At 40.8% G+C, this 22,757-nt stretch carries 28 protein-coding genes; 1 reads left to right on the forward strand and 27 read right to left on the reverse strand.

Features of this window, described 5'->3' with window-relative positions; all coding sequences use genetic code 11:
* Positions 1-3 precede the first annotated feature (3 nt).
* The 4 genes from ABC361_RS10420 to ABC361_RS10435 are packed head-to-tail and all read right to left on the reverse strand — an operon-like array spanning position 4 to position 2,108.
* Complete coding sequence (locus tag ABC361_RS10420) at positions 4-492, reverse strand: GNAT family N-acetyltransferase (RefSeq protein WP_413073923.1); 489 nt, start codon at positions 490-492, stop codon at positions 4-6.
* Positions 493-544: 52 nt separating this feature from the next.
* On the reverse strand, positions 545-958 hold the full coding sequence (locus ABC361_RS10425) for a methylglyoxal synthase (RefSeq protein ID WP_413073924.1): 414 nt from the start codon (positions 956-958) through the stop codon (positions 545-547).
* Positions 959-970: 12 nt separating this feature from the next.
* Positions 971-1,765: a 4-hydroxy-tetrahydrodipicolinate reductase gene (gene dapB / locus ABC361_RS10430; protein ID WP_413073925.1), complete on the reverse strand. Its 795-nt coding sequence runs from the start codon at positions 1,763-1,765 to the stop codon at positions 971-973.
* Complete coding sequence (locus tag ABC361_RS10435; protein WP_413073926.1) at positions 1,758-2,108, reverse strand: nucleotide pyrophosphohydrolase; 351 nt, start codon at positions 2,106-2,108, stop codon at positions 1,758-1,760. Before ABC361_RS10435 ends, dapB begins: the two co-directional genes overlap by 8 nt.
* A 133-nt stretch (positions 2,109-2,241) precedes the next feature.
* Between ABC361_RS10435 and ABC361_RS10440 the strand changes: the two genes are divergently transcribed.
* A complete protein-coding gene (locus ABC361_RS10440; protein ID WP_413073927.1) occupies positions 2,242-3,111 on the forward strand; it encodes a YitT family protein in 870 nt (289 codons plus the stop codon).
* Between the two features lie 33 nt (positions 3,112-3,144).
* Here ABC361_RS10440 and ABC361_RS10445 read toward each other — a convergent pair whose 3' ends face one another.
* From ABC361_RS10445 to hepT, 23 genes are all read right to left on the reverse strand, one after another.
* The gene (locus ABC361_RS10445; RefSeq protein ID WP_413073928.1) at positions 3,145-3,840 is read right to left on the reverse strand and encodes a zinc metallopeptidase; all 696 of its coding nucleotides are present in this window, start codon (positions 3,838-3,840) and stop codon (positions 3,145-3,147) included.
* Between the two features lie 75 nt (positions 3,841-3,915).
* On the reverse strand, positions 3,916-4,695 hold the full coding sequence (locus ABC361_RS10450) for a sporulation protein YpjB (protein WP_413073929.1): 780 nt from the start codon (positions 4,693-4,695) through the stop codon (positions 3,916-3,918).
* 55 nt (positions 4,696-4,750) lie between these two features.
* Complete coding sequence (locus ABC361_RS10455; protein ID WP_413073930.1) at positions 4,751-5,353, reverse strand: DUF1405 domain-containing protein; 603 nt, start codon at positions 5,351-5,353, stop codon at positions 4,751-4,753.
* Between the two features lie 54 nt (positions 5,354-5,407).
* Positions 5,408-6,193 (reverse strand): menaquinol-cytochrome c reductase cytochrome b/c subunit, encoded by a 786-nt coding sequence (locus ABC361_RS10460; RefSeq protein ID WP_413073931.1) that lies wholly within the window; start codon positions 6,191-6,193, stop codon positions 5,408-5,410.
* A gap of 34 nt (positions 6,194-6,227) precedes the next feature.
* A complete protein-coding gene (qcrB, locus tag ABC361_RS10465; RefSeq protein ID WP_035398380.1) occupies positions 6,228-6,899 on the reverse strand; it encodes a menaquinol-cytochrome c reductase cytochrome b subunit in 672 nt (223 codons plus the stop codon).
* A 14-nt stretch (positions 6,900-6,913) separates the two neighbouring features.
* Positions 6,914-7,405, reverse strand: a complete 492-nt coding sequence (locus tag ABC361_RS10470) for a Rieske (2Fe-2S) protein (RefSeq protein ID WP_375078484.1) — start codon at positions 7,403-7,405, stop codon at positions 6,914-6,916.
* A 123-nt stretch (positions 7,406-7,528) separates the two neighbouring features.
* The gene (locus ABC361_RS10475) at positions 7,529-7,996 is read right to left on the reverse strand and encodes a YpiF family protein (protein ID WP_413073932.1); all 468 of its coding nucleotides are present in this window, start codon (positions 7,994-7,996) and stop codon (positions 7,529-7,531) included.
* A 58-nt stretch (positions 7,997-8,054) separates the two neighbouring features.
* Positions 8,055-8,603, reverse strand: coding sequence for a ReoY family proteolytic degradation factor (locus ABC361_RS10480; protein ID WP_413073933.1), 549 nt, complete (start codon positions 8,601-8,603; stop codon positions 8,055-8,057).
* A gap of 114 nt (positions 8,604-8,717) precedes the next feature.
* Positions 8,718-9,971 (reverse strand): tetratricopeptide repeat protein, encoded by a 1,254-nt coding sequence (locus ABC361_RS10485; protein ID WP_413073934.1) that lies wholly within the window; start codon positions 9,969-9,971, stop codon positions 8,718-8,720.
* A 299-nt stretch (positions 9,972-10,270) separates the two neighbouring features.
* On the reverse strand, positions 10,271-11,362 hold the full coding sequence (locus tag ABC361_RS10490; RefSeq protein ID WP_413073935.1) for a prephenate dehydrogenase: 1,092 nt from the start codon (positions 11,360-11,362) through the stop codon (positions 10,271-10,273).
* Between the two features lie 25 nt (positions 11,363-11,387).
* Entirely contained in the window at positions 11,388-12,491 is a 1,104-nt protein-coding gene (gene hisC / locus ABC361_RS10495) for a histidinol-phosphate transaminase (RefSeq protein WP_413073936.1), read from the reverse strand.
* A gap of 69 nt (positions 12,492-12,560) precedes the next feature.
* Positions 12,561-13,370: a tryptophan synthase subunit alpha gene (trpA, locus tag ABC361_RS10500; protein ID WP_413073937.1), complete on the reverse strand. Its 810-nt coding sequence runs from the start codon at positions 13,368-13,370 to the stop codon at positions 12,561-12,563.
* Positions 13,367-14,569: a tryptophan synthase subunit beta gene (gene trpB / locus ABC361_RS10505; RefSeq protein ID WP_413073938.1), complete on the reverse strand. Its 1,203-nt coding sequence runs from the start codon at positions 14,567-14,569 to the stop codon at positions 13,367-13,369. The genes trpA and trpB overlap by 4 nt, the downstream gene beginning before the upstream one ends.
* Positions 14,544-15,197, reverse strand: a complete 654-nt coding sequence (locus ABC361_RS10510) for a phosphoribosylanthranilate isomerase (RefSeq protein WP_413073939.1) — start codon at positions 15,195-15,197, stop codon at positions 14,544-14,546. The genes trpB and ABC361_RS10510 overlap by 26 nt, the downstream gene beginning before the upstream one ends.
* Positions 15,194-15,961, reverse strand: a complete 768-nt coding sequence (gene trpC, locus ABC361_RS10515) for an indole-3-glycerol phosphate synthase TrpC (protein ID WP_413073940.1) — start codon at positions 15,959-15,961, stop codon at positions 15,194-15,196. Before trpC ends, ABC361_RS10510 begins: the two co-directional genes overlap by 4 nt.
* Positions 15,954-16,979 (reverse strand): anthranilate phosphoribosyltransferase, encoded by a 1,026-nt coding sequence (trpD, locus tag ABC361_RS10520; RefSeq protein ID WP_413073941.1) that lies wholly within the window; start codon positions 16,977-16,979, stop codon positions 15,954-15,956. The genes trpC and trpD overlap by 8 nt, the downstream gene beginning before the upstream one ends.
* Positions 16,969-17,154 carry a hypothetical protein gene (locus tag ABC361_RS10525; RefSeq protein WP_413073942.1) on the reverse strand — a complete coding sequence of 62 codons (186 nt, stop codon included), beginning with the start codon at positions 17,152-17,154 and terminating at the stop codon, positions 16,969-16,971. Before ABC361_RS10525 ends, trpD begins: the two co-directional genes overlap by 11 nt.
* A 211-nt stretch (positions 17,155-17,365) precedes the next feature.
* Positions 17,366-17,734: a chorismate mutase gene (gene aroH / locus ABC361_RS10530; RefSeq protein ID WP_413073943.1), complete on the reverse strand. Its 369-nt coding sequence runs from the start codon at positions 17,732-17,734 to the stop codon at positions 17,366-17,368.
* Positions 17,735-17,750: 16 nt separating this feature from the next.
* Positions 17,751-18,815: a 3-dehydroquinate synthase gene (aroB, locus tag ABC361_RS10535; protein WP_413073944.1), complete on the reverse strand. Its 1,065-nt coding sequence runs from the start codon at positions 18,813-18,815 to the stop codon at positions 17,751-17,753.
* A gap of 1 nt (position 18,816) precedes the next feature.
* Complete coding sequence (gene aroC, locus ABC361_RS10540) at positions 18,817-19,989, reverse strand: chorismate synthase (protein WP_413073945.1); 1,173 nt, start codon at positions 19,987-19,989, stop codon at positions 18,817-18,819.
* Between the two features lie 81 nt (positions 19,990-20,070).
* Complete coding sequence (locus ABC361_RS10545) at positions 20,071-20,856, reverse strand: CheR family methyltransferase (protein ID WP_413073946.1); 786 nt, start codon at positions 20,854-20,856, stop codon at positions 20,071-20,073.
* A 139-nt stretch (positions 20,857-20,995) separates the two neighbouring features.
* Positions 20,996-21,439 carry a nucleoside-diphosphate kinase gene (ndk, locus tag ABC361_RS10550; RefSeq protein ID WP_413075754.1) on the reverse strand — a complete coding sequence of 148 codons (444 nt, stop codon included), beginning with the start codon at positions 21,437-21,439 and terminating at the stop codon, positions 20,996-20,998.
* Between the two features lie 234 nt (positions 21,440-21,673).
* Positions 21,674-22,645: a heptaprenyl diphosphate synthase component II gene (gene hepT / locus ABC361_RS10555; protein WP_413073947.1), complete on the reverse strand. Its 972-nt coding sequence runs from the start codon at positions 22,643-22,645 to the stop codon at positions 21,674-21,676.
* Positions 22,646-22,757 lie beyond the last annotated feature (112 nt).

Consider the following 22,757-nt stretch of genomic DNA (forward strand, 5'->3'; position numbering starts at 1 on the left):
CTTTTAATACCTTGATTCATCTCTACTCATTTTAACAGTATGAAATGTATGATCAAACATCGTCTCGGAAAACGTCTCTACATGCTGGAAACCATGCGTTATGTAAAATTGTTCCGCGCGGCAATTTCCTTCTTCCACATAAACAACTAAACGTTCCTCTGGATGTAAATTGGCGACAATCTCTTGAAAAAGAGATGTGCCTACTCCTTTACCGAGAGCGTCTGGATCAACATAGATTGCTGCTAATTCTGTTTCTTTATCAGTACGTATTAACTGTGCAAATCCAAGCAATTGTTGCTTTTCTGAATGAGCAGTTAAAAACAAAGCTGATGTCGTTAATTTCTGTTCCAGCATCTCAAAAGAATACGCTTTTTCGAGAAATGTTTGTTGAACGTGCTTAGGAATAAGCGTTTCATAAGCAAAACCCCATGATCGTACAGCGAGAGACGCAATGTCCTCACAGTCGTTTAACGCTGCTTTCCTTATCTTCATTAAGTCACCTCTTCACGCATTCTTTAAAAAAAGGAGTCTAAAAACAGACTCCTTACAAAGACGTTCGATTCTCTTTCTGAACAGAACGGAATTGAAAATCGCCTCGCTCAAGCCCTTTTATGAGCACCTCTGCTGTTCCAATATTCGTTGCCAACGGCACCCCTTTTACGTCACACAACCGTATGAGAGCCGTGACATCTGGTTCATGAGGTTGAGCTGTTAACGGATCGCGAAAAAACAAAATAAGATCAAATTCATCTTCTGCAACGAGTGCACCGATTTGTTGGTCTCCACCGAGTGGTCCAGATTTAAATCGTGTCACTTGTAAGGAGGAGGCCTCCATGATTCGCGTCCCAGTCGTACCAGTTCCATATAGATCATGTTCGCGTAAAATTTGTTCATACGCTACACAAAAATTCACCATCTGTTGCTTCTTTTTATCATGAGCGATTAACGCCACTTTCACTGTGATCACCTCTTAATCAATTAAGTTTTCAAGCCCATAAACGAGCGTATCAAGTTTTAATACGTGTTCAATTGAAAGTTTGACACCTGGCATAAAACTTTGTCGATTAAGAGAATCGTGCTTAATGGACAACAGCTGTCCTTCTCCACCAAAAAGAACCTCTTGATGTGCTACTCTGCCTGGAAGCCGGACACTATGAATTCTCATCCCCTCAAAGTCGGCGCCTCTCGCACCTGGTAAATCTTCTTTTTCATCTGGATGCCCTTGCAGCTTTTGCTCACGTTCTTGTGCTATGAGTTGAGCTGTTTTCATAGCCGTCCCTGATGGTGCATCCAATTTGTTATCATGGTGCTGCTCAATGATTTCCACATCTGTTAAATAACGAGCGGCTAATTGTGAAAACTTCATCATTAAAATCGCACCAATCGCGAAGTTCGGCGCAATAATCGCTCCAAGCTCTTTTTCTTCAGTGAGCTTTCTTAGTTGCTCAATATCATCGTTTGTAAATCCTGTCGTTCCTACAACAGGTCGAACTCCGTGGGCAAGGGCAATCTCCATATGTTTCTTGCCAAACGCAGGCGTTGTTAAATCTACCAGCACATCCACATCATGATTTGAAAAACAGTTTTCCATATCCGAATAAATCGGTGTATCTAAGTCTCCATAGCCTTTAAGGTCTTGGAGCGTCTGACCATCATGCTTTGAATCAACAACCGCCACGAGCTGGAGTTCTTCATCACGCTCACAAAGCTGAACCGCTTCGTACCCCATTTTTCCTCTTGGTCCTGCAACGACAATCTTAATCATGGTTTTGCTCTCCTTCTTCTATCCTTGTCCAGCGATCTGCATCGCGTGTAGTAAATTTAGTCATCACTCGTGAGTGGGCTTCATCTAGATCAATATTAAGCGAGTTCGCTAGGCAAATTAACACAAACAGTACGTCGCCCATCTCTTCTTCCATCGCTTTTTCTTTTTCCGTTGCTTTCTTTGGTTTCTCTCCATATGTATGGTTCACTTCACGTGCTAATTCACCTAACTCTTCTGTTAATCGAGCCATCATCGCAAGCGGACTAAAATAACCTTCTTTAAATTGGCTTATATAATCATCCACTTCTTGTTGCATTTGAGCCATTGATTTTGGATGTTCCATCAGTCCACTTCCTTTCTTCTTTCTTATCGTAGCGAATCCACAATAAATCTGCAATTAAAATTCACTGACTTCTATCTTTTTTTATTCAGGTTGAGTACACTAATAAAGCATTGACTGTAAAGGAGAACTGTTTATGGCCAGACACGCTAAAAACATTTTATTTATTTTGTTCGGGACAGCGTTAATGTCTTTCGGGTTAGTTTATTTTAATATGCAGTACAATTTAGCAGATGGTGGCGTTACCGGGATTACATTATTGCTCTTTTTTCTTTTTTCTTTTAATCCAGCTATTTCCAACTTAATTATTAACATTCCATTATTTTTTATTGGTTGGAAAATGCTAGGTCGAACAACGTTTGTGTATACGTTAATCGGTACGTTTAGTTTGTCTCTTTTTTTAGATTTATTTCAGCGCATTCCGATTGCGATCGATCTCGCTGACGACATCATGCTCGCAGCCTTGTTTGCTGGCGCTATCGTCGGAGTCGGCCTCGGCATTGTATTCCGCTTTGGCGGCACAACCGGAGGCGCAGATATTCTGGCTAAACTATGCTTGCGTTATTTCGGTTGGAGTATCGGCAAAACGTTTCTACTGTTTGATTCATCCGTTATTGCAATTTCTCTTATTTTTGACCTCAGTTTACGTGAAGCGATGTATACAATTGTCTACGTTTTTATTGCAGCAAAAGTCATTGATTTTATTCAGCAAGGCTCTTATTCCGCCAAGGCCGCATTTATTATTTCAGACGACTTGGAGAAAATTTCCGAAACGATACTGAGAGAAATGGGTCGCGGTGCCACTGCATTAAAAGGAAAAGGTTCCTTTACTGGCAACGAAAAAGAAATTTTGTATTGTGTCGTAGCAAGAAATGAAACGGTTCGCCTGCGCACCATTGTTCATCGCATTGATCCCCACGCCTTTATGGCGATCAATGACGTCACTGAAGCTGCAGGAGAAGGCTTTACTCTTGATGATAATAAAAAACCGCTTCGAGTTGATTAAAAAACGTGCCTACACGATGTAGGCACGTTCTTTTTAGTCTCTTTGTGATAAATAAATTAAAATCAGTCGCGCAAGCTCCATAACAGCTACAAGCGCTGCGGCAACATAAGTCATTGCTGCGGCATTTAGAACTTTTTTCGTTTCACGCTCTTCATCATTACGAATGATTCCGCTTGAAACCATTTGCGCCATCGCTTGATTTGAGGCGTTAAATTCAACTGGTAAGGTAACCACTTGGAATAATACGGCTGCAGAGAACATAACGATACCTGCTAACAAAATGACTGGTGAAAATGAACCAAAAAAGGTAATAAGTAACCCAATCATAATGAGCCATTGACCTAACGACGTTCCAATTTGTGCGGCTGGAACGAGCGCACTACGAAACTTTAAAAATGCATACTCTTCCGCATCTTGGATAGCGTGTCCCACTTCATGTGCAGCAATTGCCGCAGCGGCAACAGATGGCTTATGATAATTATCTGTTGATAAACGAACGGTCTTTGCTTTTGGATCATAATGATCGGAAAGCTCCCCTTTTGTTTCTTCAATCGTCACATCATTTAAGCCATTATCATTTAATATTTTTCTTGCAACTTCTGCTCCCGTCATTCCTGACGAGTTGCGAATTTGTGAGTATTTATTATAGGCGCTCTTCACTTTCCCTTGCGCAATCATCGGGATGATAAGAAGTAGCGCGAGGTAGATCAAATATCCAGTCAAACTCACGTTAAAATCACCTCTTTATTGATTATATACCCATCATAAAGTGAACGTCAAAATAAGTCAAACAAGAGGCCTTGTCTATTCTTCTTGCTTTACTTTTTTTCGCTCACCTTTAAATTTTCTAAAGCCTACGTAGCCGAGCGACACCACAACCGGTGTGCCAATCATAAACATGACCAAGTATAAGGTTGGATCAACTGTCTCAACAGATGTAAAAGCAAACAAAGACAAGTATTCATGGCGCATTGTATCCAAATGATTGTCGATTTCTGCCTCTGACAACTGCTGTTGCTGCAAGCGATTGTGCATGTCGTCAAGTTCATTTACTTGCTCGTAACCTTTTGAAATTAAAACAGCTGGACGAACGGTTTCATACAACTGTTGGGATCGATTCACCTCATAGCTAAATTGTTGCGATTGGAATGGATCATTAACGGCACCAATCCGGTCTAAACTATCAAGCATTTGTCGATCCATTTGGTTCCATAGCGGCTGATTCACTTGTTGAACAGCGTCGGTACTCAAACGAAGTGCCATCGCTAAACGTAACTGCTCTTCAGGAGAAACATCTTCTGTAAACAGCGCATCATAAGCAGACTCAAACGTTGTCATTAGTGTACGCATGGAAGACAATGTCCATTCTTCATCTGAAAAAGGAAACTGTTCCATTTCATTCGAAAAGGCTTCAGCTGTTTTTTGCGCTTGATCTATTTCTCCTTGCTGAATTTGATGAAGTAACGTTCCAGCTAACCCATCAAATTCACGCCAAGTCGGGTCATTGTCCTCTACTGCGTAGCTATACACAGGCAACACCAATATGACGCTTAAGGCCATTATGAATAAAAACATTCGCCGCATCACGCGTTCCCCCCTCTGATTTTTCATTATATGAGAGGGAGGACAAGAGTAGACCTTATTTAGGCAAGTTTAAACGTAATGCATTTTTTCGAACGTTTAACAGATAAACAAGGGCGACCGAAGTCAAACCTAACAGGAATGTAAAAATCCCGATTTGATTGATATACGGCATAATGACGGTGCTTAACCATGGATGCATGCCAAAAAAATAATCGATGACATCATTTAATACTGTCCACGCTAATGCGACAGCCAAATGCCAACGTTTAATACGCATAAAAGGCAAGAACAAGAGCGCTTGCAACGCCATACCAGCGTGAGATAGATTGAGCATAATGATTTGCCAGTGCATCGGTGCCCCTTCCATCACTTGAAACGTATTCATAACAACCGCCCAAATGCCGTATTTCATAAGCGTTACAGCTGCTAAAGCCTCAATTAACCCAATGTTTTTCTTCATGAGAAAAGCAATTAACACAAAGACAAAAAAGAAACTAGCTGTCGGACTATCTGGAACAAATATCACAAACTGCCATGGCGTTTGCTCTAGTTGATTGCCATACCAAATAAATCCATAAACCGTTCCAACGACGTTGATCATTAATAACAATAGTAGTGTTGACTTTCTCGTTAAAAAACCAAATAAATATGCGAGCATTCGTATCACCCTTATGTAAAAAGAGCCACCTTTGTGGTGGCTCTTTCATTGTACTTATTCCTCAGGCTCTTGACCATGGTTTGCAATAAATTCAGCTAGAATCTCTAGCTCTTCATCCGAACCTTCAAATTGATCAGCAGGCATTGCGCCTACACCATTTTGGATAACATCTATAATTTCTTCCGTTGACCTTTCCGTTTCAAGAAGACTTGGCGCACCTGCTCCACCTGTCATTTGGTCACCGTGACACTGGATACACGTGTCATTATTTGAATAAATTTCGTATCCTTCCGCTTCTACATCAATGTCTGCGTCTTCTGCAATAACAAGCTGACCTTGTTCAGCAGCTGTTTCCCAATCGTGTTGATCGACTGATTCCCATGTTAAGAAAATAACAGAAGCAACACCAAGCAACATAAGAGCTGTTGCAATCGGACGCTTGTGCGGACGACGTTCTTTTGATGTATCGAGCCAAGGTGCAAGTAGCAACGCACCAAATGCCACACCAGGAATAACAACCGTTCCTAATGTATTAAAGTCACCAGAAGCAAACTCATATTTAAGCAACTGATACAAAAACAAGAAATACCAGTCTGGTAGTGGTATGTATGCTTCTAGCGGATCGGCAATTGCCTCAAGAGGAGCTGGATGGGCAAGGGTTAAACATAAGAACCCCATTAGAAAAACTGCACCAACCATCCATTCTCGAAGTAAAAAGTTCGGCCAAAATGCTTCTGTTTTCCCCGGGTACTCCGAGTAATCTTTCGGTACATTCGCTTTACGGCCATCTGCTTTCACACGAGAATCACCGACAAATTTCATCCCTTTGCCTCGATGCATGAATTTCCCTCCTTTTTATCAAGTGTTGTTTACCTTATAGAGGTCCAGAGATCCCCTGTCTACGAATCATAATAAAGTGTGCACCTAAAAGACCTAGTAATGCAGCTGGTAAAAAGAAGACATGAATTGCAAAGAAGCGAGTTAGTGTTGCTGCACCAACAATGTCCCCACCAGCAAGCAAGGCTTTTGTAAAATCGCCGATTATTGGTACACTTTCAGCAATTTCAAGTGTTACGACAGTTGCAAAGTACGCTTTCATATCCCAAGGCAACAAATAACCAGTTAAACCAAGTGCAAGCATAACAAAGAAAATTAATACACCAACAACCCAGTTTAATTCACGCGGCTTTTTATATGATCCCGTAAAGAATACACGTAAAGTATGTAAGAACATCATGACAATAACTAAGCTCGCGCCCCAGTGGTGCATCCCTCGAACGATTTGTCCCATTGCCACATCATTTTGTAAGAAATAAACTGACGCGTGGGCATTAACAATATCTGGTACGTAATACATCGTCAGGAACATCCCTGACAGGATTTGGATAACCGTTACGAAAAACGTTAATCCACCAAAACAATAGATGAACGCCGAAAAGTGATGAGCTGGGTTAACATGCTCTGGCACTTCGTGATCCGCAATATCACGCCACATAGGAGTAATATCTAGACGCTCGTCCACATAATCATAAATTTTTTGTAGCATTTTCTGCGCCCCTCCTAGTCTCTTCGGTTGACCTCTCCAAGATATACGGTTCCATTTTCAACACTGACTTCAAAAACATCCAACGGACGACGCGGTGGCGTACCAGCCACATTTGTACCGTCTTCAGTGAATCGACCACCATGGCAAGGACATGCGAATTCACTCTCATCCTCATTATAGGCAATTGTACAACCTAGATGCGTACAAACAGATGAAAGCGCAATAACATCATCGCCATCTAAATAGATGTATGCCTCTTGCTCAACAGTTGATTCATACCAAGAATCTTGTTGGCTAAAGCTCCATGTGAATCGCTGCGGCGTATCGGTTAAATCATCCAGCTCGCATACCGGTTCCAAAGAAGACTCAGCCCCTGCTTTCAAAGCAGGATCAAGTGCAAATCGAACCATAGGCATTAACATACCAGCTGCCATAAATCCGCCTACTCCTGTGAGCGTGTACGATAAAAATTGCCGTCTCGAAACTTTGTGCTCTCTTTCGCTCACTTCTAAACCTCCTAACAGTTCAAAATCGACCAAGTCAAGCTTGGACTCATACAGATTAATACTAGGACGTTACTATCATACTATAACCGCATACATTAAGCAATATGAGTTAGAATAGCGCTTTCAGCGATTTTGTTGCCACAACCCTGTAATTAACGGTAAAATTTGCTGCATTTGATCATCAATGACTTTTTTTCTGTTTTTTTGATCAATATATTCTAGAGCAATTGAAGGGACAAAAAATAATTGCAGTGGCTTTAATTGGTCCTCAATCGGTTTCCAAGCAGAGTCCGAAGTTAATAAAATAATATGTTTGAATCCAGCGTTCCCTAAATCTTTTTCCCACATACGTAACCGCTCTCGATTTGCTTCAACTGACTCTTCCTCACTATAACTAAATGGTGGAAAAAGCATCACACGTCCTCTAAACTGGCGTTCCATTTCATCACTTAAGATCGTTGTGAATTCTGCAGCTTGGATGGTTGATTTTAATTGGGTGGATACAGACGCTTTAATTAACGGGACAATTGCTGTATCGACGTAATCACGTGATTGTAAATAGGTATCTGTATCTGCTGTTTTAAATCGCATGGTTCCACTTCCTTTCAGTCTTATTATAACAAAAAAAACAGAGCTCTCGGGCTCTGTTTTACGAGTTTTTTAGTAAATCGTTTAGTTTTGAAGTTAACGTCAAAAACAATTCTTTATCATTATCATCAAGCGCTTTGTTAATATCGCCATGTAATTGGTCTAACTGAAAACGTCGAATGCTTTCGTCTAAAACTGCTTCTGCCTCATGTTCAAAACGTTGCTTCCGTTCTTTTGTTTCTGGCAAATACGGATTGTCTTCAAGGACAGCCAAATATTGTGCATACAAGTCTTGATCTTTAAAGTGCAGCTCAATATAAATTTCTTCTGTATGATTAAGGCGTATGTCATGAAATGCTTTTTCACAATCAGTCGTCACATGGTGTTGCTTTCGAAACGAGAACGGGATTGTGTCAATTCCTTGAGCGGAAATAACAAGTGCTTTCGGCGTCTCATCTGAACGATCTAAGAAATGGACACGCTCCATCAGCCCATCATCGTTCATTAGATAATTTAATAGCCAAGCACACTCACGGCGTTTTAACTGATGTCGTTTGAGGAAACTTCGCAAAAAAGACTTTTTATCCATCACAGGAATAATGCTACCCAATTGCTTTCTCCCCTTTCCCTATTTTAAAGCACCACATTTAAATCTTACTGTACTTTTCGCCTTATGTTAGAGCATTCCCTTTTATTCAAGCTTGAATTCTTTCAACAAATCTTGTCATTCCTCGTAATTTAGTTCTTCAATAAGTTCCGGTAAGTCTGATCGTGTCGGATCAAGTAGCAGTGCCTGTTCAAGCAAGGATTTTGCTTGCTTTCGATCTCCTTCCTCTAATAAGAAATAGCCGTATTCAATTAGAAAGTCGGCGTCTTCATTAAAAGATGGCATGGCTTCTTTATAAAGCAATCGCGCTTCTTCAAATTCTTCTAAGTGCGCTTTTGCAAACGCTTGGAACCATGTTAGAAGTGGATCACTTTCGCCATGTTCTTGCACATACTGAATCAATTCGTCTAAATCATCTGCTCGCTCTTCATCTTTTAACAACGCTGCAAACGCTTGAACACTTTTGACATTAGATGGATTTAAGGCTAAAGACTGTCGGAAAAATTGCTCTGCCCCTACAAGATCATTCATTTTCGTTAGGACTTGACCAGCCATCATTGGAAGCTGATCATTAAATTCATCCATTCGAATGCCGTCTTTCAATGTTTCAAACGCCTCGTCAAGACGATTTTCAGCTTCGTACGCTTTCGCAAGGGGCATATAAACACTTGTAAAATCAGCATCAAGGCTTTTTACAGCGCCTAGTTGTTCAATAACGACTGGATAATCCCCCTGTTGATACGCGGTAAAACCAAAGCTAAACAGCTGATCTGGCGTCATTTTATTCGTTTCTTGCTGATGATAAAGCTGCAAGGAATCTTCAAATTGACCGTTTCCGCTATAAGCTTCTGCTAAAGACAAGCCTACGTTCACTTCACCTAAATCCGCATACAATGACTGTTTTAAATAAGGAATTGCTTTATTGTAAGCCCCTTGGTTTAAATAAAATTCTCCTAAAGCATAGACGAGAATCATTTCATCAGGATTTTTTTGCAGAGCAGCTAATAATTTTTGTTCTGCTACTTCATCTAATGCTTGTAGTTGGTATAAGTCAGCTAACAGTAATTGTGCTTGTGCGTAACTGTCATCTTCAACGCCTACCTCTAAAAGCACTTCTATGGCTTCATCCTCTTCATCTTCATCAATCATCATTTCTGCTGAAAGAATAGCAAGGGATCCTTCATCGGGATAGAGCGCACGAAGATCTTCAACAATGAGCCTTGCTTCTTTTATATGACCAAGTTCATAATACAGCTCCGCAACTTCAAATCGAACTTGGTGATCATCAGATGTGGAACGACTAGCAAGCATGCTTAACGCTTCTTCAATATTCCCTGCTTCTATTTTTGAAAATACATCTTCTTTCAACATAAATAGGTTGGCTCCTTCATTTACAATCGTTACTATCTATAGTTTATATGATGGACCGTTTCATGATCAACCATTGGGTTTCGTAAAAAAAACAAAAGATTTTTATGAATAGTATTGACTTTGAAAGCGTTTTCTTTTATATTCTAATTAGCGTATGGTTTCTCTCCACTCCTATCCATACATTTTAGCTTTTTATAGCTAAACTCCTTTGAAAACGCTTACGTTTTCAAAGGAGTTTTTTTTACGTAAAAAACACCCCTAGCTGCTAGATTCTCGTCTAACATGCAAGGGGCGCATTTTTATGATTGCTCATAAATGGCATAGTGCCGTTCAATAAGCACCTGTTTCGCTTGTTCACGATCGTTTTCAGAGCGAAAACTCAATCGCAAAACACCCATAATATCTTCTCTTGCCTCTAATATGCGAATGTTTGTAAGATGAATTTTATTCTCAGCCAGTACATACGTAACATCTGAAACGACACCAAGATGATCTGGTACATCCACATACAAATCATAAAAGGCAGGAATAGCTCCACGGGATTTTTGTGGTAGCCCTTCTCGAAACTGTCTTGCTCGAGCAAAAAAACGATAGATTTTTTCATGATCCTCATTTTCAACAAATTGGCGCACATCATTCATGTCTTGTTGCCAGTCATCAATTAAGCGAATCATTTCATTTTTATTATGTAATAAAATATCACGCCACATCACAGGACTTGCCGAAGCGATTCGTGTAATATCTTTAAATCCTCCTGCTGCAAGTGCGGTAACTTGTTCATCGTCTGCTTCCATTTTCTCTAACTGATGAACAAGACCAGCCGCCACGATGTGTGGAAAATGACTCACCACCCCAACTAGACGATCATGGCGCCGCGCGTCTAGTTCGATAAATTGAGCGTTTGTGGGCTTTAACATATTTTTCAACATAATCAATTGGTCTCTTGAAGCATTTATTGGCGTTAACAAATAAAATGCATTTTCAAATAAATGTGCTTGGGCTGCCGTTACCCCTGTTTTATGGGAACCGGCCATTGGATGGCCCCCTATAAAGCAATGATTTGGCAACAATGCGTGAGCTTTTTCTACAATCGTTTGCTTTGTTGAACCGACATCCGTAATCATTACGTTCTCTTTTAACGTAATCGTGCTTAACCGCTCAATTACTTCTGTAGTCACTCCTACCGGTGTCGCTAAAATAATGAGATCAGCCTGCTTTGCACCTTCTTCAATTGATTCCGCTTTTTGATCAATGACACCTAGCTGATGTGCCAAATTCAAATCTTGTTCAGAAATATCGAATCCAATTAGTTGAAACGATTCATCTTTCTTTAGTGCAAGCGATAAAGATCCACCAATAAGACCCATACCGACGATAAAGATGTTCTTCATGTTGTTTCCTTCCTAAGACGTTTTTCTATTTCGCTTGATTAAAAGAGGCAAAAATTTGCGGAGCCACTTCTAAAAGCGCATCGTTCTCTTCTTGACTACCTATTGAAATACGAATGCCAGTCGGATAGCCAAGTGCTTCACCAGAGCGAAGAATAAAGCCTTTTTCAAGAAATGCTTGAAATACTTTATTCCCAGGTATACCCGTTTCAATCATTAGGAAATTCGTTTCAGAAGGATAGACATAGAAACCCTGGCTTTCAAAAAAGTTTTCTAGTCGATTCATTTCAATCTTGTTTTTTTCTTTACAAGACTGAATAAATGCTTCATCTTCTAGTGCAGCAAGTGCAGCTTGATGACCAATAGAATTATTGTTGAACGGTGGACGAACAGGATCAATAGCTTGAGCAATGGCTTGACTTGTAATACCGTATCCAACCCGTAGTCCAGCTAGACCATATGCTTTTGAAAAAGTGCGCAAAACTACTAATTGCGGGTATTCTTCAAGAAGCGAGACGGTCTCTGGGAAATTTGTTGAAGTGACATATTCATAGTACGCTTCGTCTGACACAACGAGACAACCTTCGGGTACTTGTTTTAAAAATTTCCTAAAACGATTTTGATCGATTGCCACTCCATTTGGATTATTTGGATTACAGATCCAAACGATTCTTGTTTTTTCGTTAATCACTGCAAGCATTTGATCTAAATCATGGTCGCCACTATCAGTTACTGGCACTTCAATAATTTCTGCATCTTCTATTGTTGCATTCAATTTATATTGTGAGAAAGAAGGTGTTGCCATAACTGTGTTTGTATCTGCTGATAAAAAAGCTCGACATAAAAACTGGATGACTTCATCTGAGCCGTTCCCTAAAATAATCTGTTTTTCATCTACTTGGTGTTTAGTCGCTAACGCTGCTCTAAGCTCCGTTCCATATCCATCTGGGTAAATAGACGTTTCAGATGCTACACTTGCAATGCGATCTGCGACTTTTGAAGACGCTCCATAAGGGTTTTCATTCGAAGCCATTTTAATTACGCGATCTAACCCATACTCTCGTTTTACGTCTGCGATTGGTTTCCCAGGTGCATACGCAGGCAATCCTCTAATTTGTTTTTTTACGTACATATTTACACCTACTTTCGATAGTCTTACTAGTTATCCTACGAGAAAAGCAGCAGATGAGCAAGATTCTTTTTAAATGGAATGGACGTTTGTCCCACGTAATTCTTTCATATAGTCTTCAAACTCCATCAATGCTGCACTTTGTTCTTCCGGCTGTAACAAACGCTCTCCTTTTTGCTCAATCTGTTTTACAATCGCACTTCCGATGACAACTCCATCTGCATAGCGCTGAATCATTTCCACTTGCTCTCGTTTATGGATACCAAATCCGACTACACAGGGTACATGTGCATGTTGTTTTGCTGCTGCAATAAATTCATGCAAGTGTGCCGGAAGTTCATCTCGAACTCCTGTGACTCCAGTAGATGATACGCAGTATAAAAACCCACTAGCTGCAGAAGCGATTTTTTTAATTCGTTCATGAGACGTTGGCGCGATCATTGAGATAAACGAAAGATCTTTTGATTCACAAAGAGACGTCAATTCCTGTCCTTCCTCAAAAGGGAGATCTGGAACGAGAACACCATCGACTTCAAATGAAGCAGCTTCATCCACAAATCGTTGAAACCCATACTGATAAAGAGGATTGGCATACGTAAACAAAATAACTGGAATCGTCAATCCACGCTTACGGGCTTCAGGTACAATCTGTAAAATTTTTGGCAAAGTAGCCCCGCCTTTAATCGCTCGTAGAGAGGCCGCTTGAATGGTTGGACCATCTGCTAATGGATCAGAGTAAGGAACGCCTAATTCAATAACGTCAGCCCCACTCCTTTGTAAAGAAAGCATCAGCTCCATTGTAACAGCTAGTGAAGGATCACCAGCAGTAATAAAAGGAATAAACAATTGTTCTTTTTCTAATGCAGAACGTAGCCGATTCAATTGGTTTCGCCTCCCTCAAAATTTTTGTATAGCGTATGCATATCTTTATCTCCACGTCCAGAAAGACAAATTAAGATTGAACTTTTTTTACTGGCTTTACTCTCTTTAATCGCTTGCGCAACCGCATGGGCTGTTTCTAAGGCACAAATGATTCCTTCATGCTCTGCCAGCATACGAAGGGCCGCAAGCGCCTCTTCATCCGTCACGGCTTCATAGCGTACACGCTTTGAATCTGCTAAATAAGCGTGCTCTGGACCGACTCCTGGATAATCAAGGCCTGCAGAAATTGAATACGGCTCTGTAATCTGTCCTACCTCATCTTGAAGCAAATACGTTAAAGAGCCGTGAATAATTCCCTTTGTTCCTTTTGTAATTGTTGCAGCATGCTGATTCGTCTCTACGCCGTAACCTGCTGCTTCCACACCAATTAATTCAACGTCGTCATCAATAAAAGGATAAAACATGCCAATTGCATTGCTCCCGCCACCAACACAAGCAATAATTGTTTCCGGTAACGAACCGTATTCTGCTACCATCTGCTCCTTTGCTTCATCGCCAATAATGCGTTGAAAATTGCGCACCATCTTCGGATAAGGATGTGGACCTACAACAGATCCGATAATATAAAATGTATCCTCGGCATGAGTCACCCAATGACGAATGGCTTCATTCGTGGCGTCTTTTAACGTCCGACTTCCACTTACTGCTGGAATTACTTTTGCTCCTAACAATTCCATTCGAAATACATTGAGCTTTTGCCGTTCCATATCGGTTTCACCCATATAAATCAGGCATTCCATACCGAATTTTGCAGCTACAGTCGCGGTTGCAACACCATGCTGGCCAGCACCAGTTTCGGCAACTACTTTTGTTTTCCCCATCCGTTTTGCTAGAAGAGCTTGCCCGAGAGCATTATTTAATTTATGAGCCCCTGTATGCAGAAGATCCTCTCTTTTGAGGTAAACCTTTACGTCATCGCCAAGGGCTTTACTAAATTGATCCGCATAGGTAATGGGTGTTTTTCGACCAGCGAATTGTTGAAGAAGATGATCCAATTCTGCCTGGAACCGCTCATCTTCTAACGCCTCATCTAAAGCCGACTCTAACTCTTCAATCGCACTCATTAATGTTTCCGGAACATATTGCCCGCCGTATTCTCCAAATCGACCTTGTTTAGTAGGGTAAACGTCTGTTTTCATGTTGCTCCATCACCTCTTCTAGTTCTTCAATGGCGTGTTGATCTTTTTTTCCATTTCGCTCGATCCCACTCGAGAGATCTAGTCCGTGTACGTCATACTGCAACAGCGCTTGAACATTCGTATGATTAATTCCTCCCGCAATCAAAAGAGGTCTCTTGTAGGCTTTTAGTACATCTATAAAATCAGGAATTTTTTCCCATTCAAATGTTTTTCCAGTGCCTCCCCATGCGTGAGTTGTTTTTGTATCAAGCAAAAGCGCATCTACATAAGGAGCAAAAGCGTGAAGCTTTTTGTTTGTCTCTTCATCAACATGGACAGCTTTCCAAAGCTTTAAAGCAGGAAAAAGCGCTCGAATCTCTTTTACATCTTCTACTGTCTCATTTCCGTGAAGCTGCAGGATTGAAAAGACATTCGCCTCATAAAGCGCTTTTACGTCTTCTAACGTTGGATGTACAACTAACGCAACGATTTCTTGCTTGTATTCAACAGATTGAAGCCAGGAACTAACATCGCTTAGCTCGACACGCCGTTTGCTAGAAGCAAATACGAAGCCGATATACGCACAACCTGCATTTGCTACCACTTGTAGTTCTTCTTTTGAGCCAATTCCACAGTATTTTGTTTTCATCGAAATGCTTTCTCATTCGCAAACAGAGATTGTATCGCTTGTGCTTGATCGTCTGCTTTCATTAACGTTTCGCCCATTAACACGCCCTGTACCCCGAGCTCCGTTAAATAGGATAAATCTGCTCTCGTGCGAATACCGCTCTCAGAAATAACAAGCGACTGTTTTGGCAAATGCTTCAGAATGGTTTCTGTATGGGTGATGTCAGTTCGAAAGGTTTTTAAATCTCTATTATTCACTCCGATCATCTCAGGTTGTATATGGTCTAACAGCGATAAAGCTTCTTCGCTGTCATGAACTTCAACTAGACACTCCATTCCAAGGTCATAGGCTTGTTCATATAACGATTGAAGTTTTCCATTGCTTAATACTCCTGCAATTAATAAGATCGCATCTGCACCTAAGCGATATGATTCTTCTACTTGTTTTTCATCAATAATAAAATCTTTTCTTAAAACAGGTAGATGTACAAGGTCCTTCACTTGTTTGATATAGCGCTTTTCCCCTTTAAAGAAAGGAGAATCGGTTAACACGCTAATAGCTGATGCTCCAGCATTTTCATACGTTTGCGCAATTTTAGAAACATCCAAATCAGGAACGAGCAATCCTTTTGATGGAGATGCTTGCTTAATCTCGGCAATTAAGCCCAGATCAAATGAAGTAGACATCAACGCTTGTTTTAGACTTGTTCGATTCACGCTTTCACGTTCAGGCATTTGCAACGTTCGTACTTCTTCTTTTTTTGATGCGATGATTTCATCAAGCATGTTTTATCCCCCTGTTTTCATTTTGAATGGATGTTAAATAATTCAATGATTGTTTACTTAAAAGGGCTGCTTTCGTTTGATCTACTCCTGCTTGGATTGAATCAACATAATCACCAGCATATAAAGCGACACCTGCGTTAAACACGACGATATCAATCGCTTCACTTGGTGCTTCGTTAAGCAAAATTTGATTGATTAACTGTGCACTTTCATAGGGTGAATGAACCTGTAAAGCTGATAACGAACCTTGTTTCAAACCGTAGTCTTCAGGTTGTATCACATAAGATCGGGTCTCTCCCTGTTTTACATCAACGAGGTACGTCTCGCCGTGTATCGCACATTCATCAAGACCGTCGGCCCCACTCACAACAATTGAATGAGCTGTTCCTAATCGATTTAATACTTGACCGATTTGATCAGCTGTTGACCGGCTATTTACACCAAGCAACTGATGTTGCGCACCGGCAGGATTTGTTAACGGTCCAAGCAAATTAAAAATGCTTCGGAATCCTAATTCTTTTCTTGTCTTCATCACATGTTTCATCGATGGATGATAAAGGGGCGCAAACATGAAGCAAAGGGATTGTCGCCTTAACTTTTCTGCCGCTTCCGTAACTGTAGATTGAATCGTTATTCCGAGTGCTTCAAATACATCTGCACTGCCTGTCTTCGAAGATACAGAGCGATTGCCATGTTTCGTTACCGGTATATTCATTGACGCTAACACAATTGCGGTCGCAGTCGATATATTAAAAGTGGACAAGCCATCACCACCTGTTCCACACGTATCAATGGTTCGTTCCGTTTGCAGAGGGAATGGTTCTGCCATGTTCCGCATCGCACGGGCAAAGCCAACAAGCTCATCTACCGTTTCACCACGAAAGCGTAGCAATGTTATGAAACTAGCAATTTGGCTATCTGTTAATCGTCCGAGCATAATCTCAGACATTAATAATTCAGCATCATGCTCTGATAATGTCTCATGATTTAAACAACGGTTTAGCAATTCATTTATCATCGCGAGCACCTTCATTTCTATGGCAAGCATGATAAAAAACATCTTTATTTACATATGGTTTTTGTTTGGATTCATTTAAAGGTGAAGAGTGAAGTCGACTCGTTTGCAAACGAGCAATCAAAACAGACTTCTTCAATTTACGATTTGTTTTTTTTGTAGGGGAAATTACCTTCATTTATCACTCACTCCTTGTGATGTGAAAATGAAGAGCGGTTGGAGGTTGACGCTTCTCCGAAAGCATATATTCATATAGAAGGGGTTTTATTACTTCGTCTCTATTCGCTCCGCTCTACTCATTCTCAACTAGTCTCTACTCTAAACTCTACTCAACTATTCTTACTTGCACGTAGTCTAACGTAAAACAGGATCGGCGTCAACCATTTTCATTACCCGTTATTGACTAAATCTGGACGCAATACTGTCGCACCATTTAAAAAAGTATGTTGAATGTTTTCTTGCTCTTTTTCTGTTTGAGCGGTCATCATGATGCGAATACAAAGAGGCAAGCTACCCTTTACTGGGATTTCTCGTGCACACATGACGGGAACATAATCATATCCTTCTAAATTTCGTAATGCTTTTGCCGGAAAGCAATCATTGATATCTTCCGTCACCGTGATAAGCACTTGCGCAATATCGGGTGCACCGATGTCGTTCTCAGCGATCATCTTTCTTAAAAGACGTTCTGTTTCGACTTCAATTTCTTTTGCATCATTGTTTTTTACTGTTGTAGCTCCTCGAATCCCTCTAATCACAACAAATCGCCCCCCTTTAGTTTTGATCGAAAAACGTTTTAAGCTCGGTCGCGTCAATTGCCTCTATCGAAGCGTTCCCCACTGTTTCTAGCAGTACATAGTTTAACGTTCCATGACGTGCTTTTTTATCCTTCATCATTTGAGAGAGTAAATCATCTCCCTTTAACACTTCTGGTATCGCGAGGCGATAGCCGAGTGACACCAACCAATCGAGATAGACGGATGATGAAAAATCACGATCTTTTTTTTGTTCACTCACTTTTAGCGCAAAAGCCATTCCAATTGCAACAGCTTCTCCGTGTGTAAGGGCTCCATAGCCCATTTCACCTTCGATTGCGTGGCCTAGGGTATGACCAAAATTCAAGATGCCACGAATCCCCATTTCTTTCTCGTCTTGTTGAACAATGTCCGCTTTTAAAGCGACTGCTTTTCCGATCATATACTCAAGATTTTTCTCGTCTTGAATCGGTAACTGTGAAACTTCTGTTTTAAGCCATAGCAAAAAGTCTTTATCCGCTATAAACCCCATTTTTACAATTTCAGCAAAACCAGAACGCCACTCTTGATCTGGCAAGGTTTGTAAAAGATGTGGATCATATAGAACCAACTCCGGTTGATGGAACAATCCAACCATATTTTTTCCTTTTGCTAAATTAATCGCCACTTTCCCTCCAACGCTTGAATCGTGGGCAAGCAAAGTCGTTGGCACTTGGACAAAGCGAATGCCCCTCATATAAGTACCAGCAACAAACCCGGCAAGATCTCCCGTAACGCCACCCCCAAAAGCAATGATGACAGAGGATCGATCTAACCCAAACGCGTAGCAATCATTTAGTAGTTGTTCATACTGTTGAAAAGACTTAGATTGTTCTCCACTTGGCACGACTGAAACGTGCACATTCGCTGTATGAAATGTTTGTAAGAATGCCTCTAAATAGTATGAAACGACTTGTTGGTCAACAACCACAAGATAACGTGAAGCTGGAGCAATTTTTTCTATGTAATGGCCAGCCTGGTTCATTAGACCAGACTGTATCATTACTTCATAGGTTTTTTCACTCGTTTGGACAGAGATATTCATATTAAAAATCCTTTGCTTTCTCCATTTGACGGGAGATGGCTTGTTGCAGATCCTCTATTTGATCAGCTGGAAATGTATCTAGCACACTGCAAGCTACTTCCCACGCTACAACATTCTCACATACAACCGACGCTGCTGGAACTGCACAACTGTCGGATCGTTCAACCCCTGCATCAAATGCTTCTTTGCTTTCAATATCTACGCTTTTTAATGGTTTATAAAGGGTTGGTATTGGCTTCATGACACCTTTTACAATGACAGGCATACCATTGGTCATACCGCCTTCAAAGCCACCTAAGTTATTGGTACGACGTCGGTACCCTTCCTCTTGATTCCAAATAATTTCATCATGGACTTGACTACCTGGACGGTTCGCCGCTTCAAACCCTAAGCCAATTTCCACGCCTTTAAATGCATTAATGCTCATCACGGCACCTGCGATTTTGCCATCGAGCTTACGGTCATAGTGAACATGACTTCCTAACCCGATCGGAAGCCCTTCAACCACAACTTCAACGACCCCACCAATGCTGTCACCATCTTGTTTTGCTTGATCAATGGCTTCCATCATTCGAGCGCCAGCCTGTTCATCTAAACAGCGGACAGGCGATGCTTCTGAACGTTCTTGAATATCTTTAACCGAAAGATGTTCTTCAACATTTGCTTCGATCCCACCGATAATTCGAACGTGCCCTGCAACGTCAACGTTAATTGCTCGAAGTATTACTTTTGCAAGCGCACCACACGCTACCCGAACGGTTGTTTCTCGCGCCGATGAGCGCTCAAGAACATCCCTCATATCACGATGGCCATACTTAATTGCGCCATTTAAGTCGGCATGACCAGGACGGGGACGAGTTAAACGACGGCGCATTTTCTCCTCTTCTTCCTTTGAAATTGGGGCTGAGCCCATGATTTTAGTCCAGTTTTTCCAATCGTTGTTTTCAACGACAAATGTAATTGGCGCTCCAGTTGTATACCCGTGTCTGACCCCACTCAAAATTTTCACTTGGTCTTTTTCAATTTGCATGCGGCGACCTCGACCATAGCCACCTTGTCTTCGCACAAGTTCCTGATTAATATCGTCTTCCACAAGCCGTAATTGTGCAGGAACCCCTTCTATAATTGTTGTTAGCTGCGGCCCATGTGATTCTCCCGCTGTCAAAAACCTCATTCTTTCCACTCCTTCAACCATTCACTTTATCACTTTTACGCGCTAAATTATCTAGAATTATACCAACTATGAATCTATTTTTCAAACTGATTTTTTATAAAAAAAAGGAGCAACCGCTGTTAGGCCATATGTATGAGGGTGAAAAATCTGTTCTGTGCTCCCAACAAACAACAGCCCTCCCTGTCGTAACGCACTACTTAGTTTCTTAAAAATAACGTGCTTCGTTTCCTCCGTGAAATAAATGCAAACATTTCGACAGATGATGACGTCCATTTGTTGAGGGTATTCGTCATGAATGAGGTCAATGATCGAAAAAGACACCATCTTTTTAAGATCATCTGTCACGTGAAATCCATCGCTTTTTTTGCACACATACTGAGATTGAAGTTGCTGATCGAACGCAGGTGACGTTTGAAATGAGTAAACCCCTCTTTTTGCTTTCGTGACGATTGACTCGTCTAGGTCCGATGCAAACATGCGTTGATTCTCGAGTCGGAGATTGTTTGTTTTGCAAAGCATCGCCACAGTATAAGCTTCTTCTCCAGAAGAGCAAGCTGAACTCCAAACGCGCAAAGGTTGATTGTGCTGATCATAATGAGACTGTAACAATTGAACAAACATCTCCCATCGATCTGCATTACGAAAAAAAGAAGTTACATTTATCGTCATCTTTTCCTTGCATTCACGCAATAAATTCGGTCGCTCTTTTAACGCTTGTCCGAACGCAATCATATCTGGCATTTTATGCTTGACGCTTAATGATCGCAAGCGCCTTTCCATTTGTGAACGCTTATAGGCGTTGAGCTGAATCCCTGTTAGTTCTTCAAAAATCGTTGAAAACGCCAAATAGTCATCGTTAGCATGCATGACTGTACCTTCACTTTCATTTTATTTAACAGTGTAACACGAAACTCTGTTTAATCGGAATTGTTACGTAGTTATTCGTTAAGAAAACCGACAAAAAACCCTCATGGCTTTCACCATGAGGGCTGACAAAAACAATTATTTACACCCAAACGTCTGAATTTTTTTCATACGTCGATAATTCGTCTTCAGAGAAGAAAATTGACATTTCACGCTCTGAACTCTCTGTTGAATCAGAACCGTGGATAATATTCATCCCAACTTGTACAGCATAATCACCGCGGATCGAACCTGGAGCTGCTTCCGATGGGTTTGTTGCGCCAATTAGTTGACGAGAGATTTTTACAACTTGATCCCCTTCCCATACCATCGCGAAAACGGGGCCAGACGTAATAAAGCTTACAAGTTCGTTAAAGAACGGCTTTTCTCGATGTTCACCATAGTGTGTTTCTGCTGTTTCTTTGCTTAATGTGACGAGCTTTCCAGCGACTAGTTTAAATCCTTTTTGCTCAAAACGAGAAACAATCGCCCCAATTAAATTACGCTGAACTCCATCTGGTTTAATCATGATATATGTACGTTCCAACATTCCTACCCCACTTTATCTGTATTTGATATTCTTTTCACTCTCCTAGTATAGCAAAACAAGTAAGCGCTAACAATAAAAATAGCGAAAATATTCGTTTTTTCAATGATTTTAAAGCTTTTCCAAAAAATGAATCGTAGAATCGATTTTACAACTCGAATATGATGCGATTCACGTTCATTTACCTAGAAAAAAGCACTAAAGGTTTGTCTTCCTTTAGCGCGTTATTTGTTCCTAATATTTTCTGCGTCCTATATAAGCCGCAACTTGTTTTAATTGATTTTTCGCATCACAATCTGGAAACTCATTTAACAGTGCATACGCTTTATTTAAGTAGCGGTCGCTTAAATCTTGCGCATATTCGATCCCACCAGATTCTCTCACATCTTGAAGGAACGGTTCCATATCAATTGTCTTTGCTGTTTCTTTTGTTAATGCCGATCGAAGCGCTTCTTTAAACGTTTCATTTGTTTCCATCGCATAAAGTGCTGGGAGGGTTACGTTCCCTTGACGTAAATCCCCGCCTGCAGGTTTTCCAAGCTGCTCTTTCGTGCCAACAAAATCTAAGATATCATCCATAATTTGATAGGACATGCCAAGGAAATAGGCAAAATAATACATTTGCTGCTGTAGCTCTTTTTCTACGTTCGCCGCAATTGCACCAAGTTGAGAACTAACAGCAATAAGCAACGCAGTCTTTCGTTTAATTCGTCTAAAATACGTTCGAATCGTTTGGTCCCAATTATACTGATCGCGAATCTGTTCCACTTCACCAAGGCACATTTGATGCATCGCATCTGAAATAATGACATGGACTTGTTTTTCTTGAAACGCTTTCGTTGTTTCAATCGCATGTCCAAAAATGTAATCACCTGTATACATAGCGACTCGATTATCCCATCTTGCCATAACCGTTTCGTTCCCTCTGCGAAGAGATGCATTATCGATCACATCATCATGTACAAGAGAGCCCATATGAATCAGTTCAAGCGATACTGCAATATGTTTTAACTGTTCTAAATCATACGTACCAAACTTACCTGCCAAAAGGACTAGCACCGGCCTGATACGTTTTCCACCAGCTTTTAATAAGTCCGTGGAAGCTTCAGTTAAAACAGGGTGCTCAGCCGACAGCGTACGCTCTAATATGGATTCAATGTATTCAATATCTGATTGAAATTCTTTATATATATCTGCTAACTTCATGAACGCCACCCTTACGCAGCTAATAAGCCTGCTAATTTTAAATCTTATCTTACGTTCACCAATCTGGTGAATATGAGTACGGGATGTTCAATAAAGCCTTTCTTTTCTAGCG

Origin of the sequence: Shouchella phoenicis, assembly GCF_047238345.1 — a bacterium.
Taxonomy (GTDB): Bacteria; Bacillota; Bacilli; order Bacillales; family Bacillaceae_D; genus Shouchella.

Bases quoted from the DNA above. Each gene is read 5' to 3' on its own strand.
- dapB (WP_413073925.1), bottom strand. From the start codon at position 1,765: ATGATTAAGATTGTCGTTGCAGGACCAAGAGGAAAAATGGGGTACGAA.
- ABC361_RS10460 (WP_413073931.1), bottom strand. From the start codon at position 6,193: ATGCATCGAGGCAAAGGGATGAAATTTGTCGGTGATTCTCGTGTGAAA.
- ABC361_RS10510 (WP_413073939.1), bottom strand. From the start codon at position 15,197: ATGAAAACAAAATACTGTGGAATTGGCTCAAAAGAAGAACTACAAGTG.
- ABC361_RS10440 (WP_413073927.1), top strand. From the start codon at position 2,242: ATGGCCAGACACGCTAAAAACATTTTATTTATTTTGTTCGGGACAGCG.
- ABC361_RS10450 (WP_413073929.1), bottom strand. From the start codon at position 4,695: ATGCGGCGAATGTTTTTATTCATAATGGCCTTAAGCGTCATATTGGTG.
- ABC361_RS10420 (WP_413073923.1), bottom strand. From the start codon at position 492: ATGAAGATAAGGAAAGCAGCGTTAAACGACTGTGAGGACATTGCGTCT.
- ABC361_RS10435 (WP_413073926.1), bottom strand. From the start codon at position 2,108: ATGGAACATCCAAAATCAATGGCTCAAATGCAACAAGAAGTGGATGAT.
- hisC (WP_413073936.1), bottom strand. From the start codon at position 12,491: ATGTACGTAAAAAAACAAATTAGAGGATTGCCTGCGTATGCACCTGGG.
- aroC (WP_413073945.1), bottom strand. From the start codon at position 19,989: ATGAGGTTTTTGACAGCGGGAGAATCACATGGGCCGCAGCTAACAACA.
- aroB (WP_413073944.1), bottom strand. From the start codon at position 18,815: ATGAATATCTCTGTCCAAACGAGTGAAAAAACCTATGAAGTAATGATA.
- ABC361_RS10475 (WP_413073932.1), bottom strand. From the start codon at position 7,996: ATGCGATTTAAAACAGCAGATACAGATACCTATTTACAATCACGTGAT.
- ABC361_RS10525 (WP_413073942.1), bottom strand. From the start codon at position 17,154: ATGAAGGTAATTTCCCCTACAAAAAAAACAAATCGTAAATTGAAGAAG.
- ABC361_RS10485 (WP_413073934.1), bottom strand. From the start codon at position 9,971: ATGTTGAAAGAAGATGTATTTTCAAAAATAGAAGCAGGGAATATTGAA.
- trpD (WP_413073941.1), bottom strand. From the start codon at position 16,979: ATGATAAATGAATTGCTAAACCGTTGTTTAAATCATGAGACATTATCA.
- ABC361_RS10455 (WP_413073930.1), bottom strand. From the start codon at position 5,353: ATGCTCGCATATTTATTTGGTTTTTTAACGAGAAAGTCAACACTACTA.
- trpC (WP_413073940.1), bottom strand. From the start codon at position 15,961: ATGCTTGATGAAATCATCGCATCAAAAAAAGAAGAAGTACGAACGTTG.
- hepT (WP_413073947.1), bottom strand. From the start codon at position 22,645: ATGAAGTTAGCAGATATATATAAAGAATTTCAATCAGATATTGAATAC.
- ABC361_RS10545 (WP_413073946.1), bottom strand. From the start codon at position 20,856: ATGCATGCTAACGATGACTATTTGGCGTTTTCAACGATTTTTGAAGAA.
- qcrB (WP_035398380.1), bottom strand. From the start codon at position 6,899: ATGCTACAAAAAATTTATGATTATGTGGACGAGCGTCTAGATATTACT.
- trpB (WP_413073938.1), bottom strand. From the start codon at position 14,569: ATGAAAACAGACGTTTACCCTACTAAACAAGGTCGATTTGGAGAATAC.
- ABC361_RS10490 (WP_413073935.1), bottom strand. From the start codon at position 11,362: ATGAAGAACATCTTTATCGTCGGTATGGGTCTTATTGGTGGATCTTTA.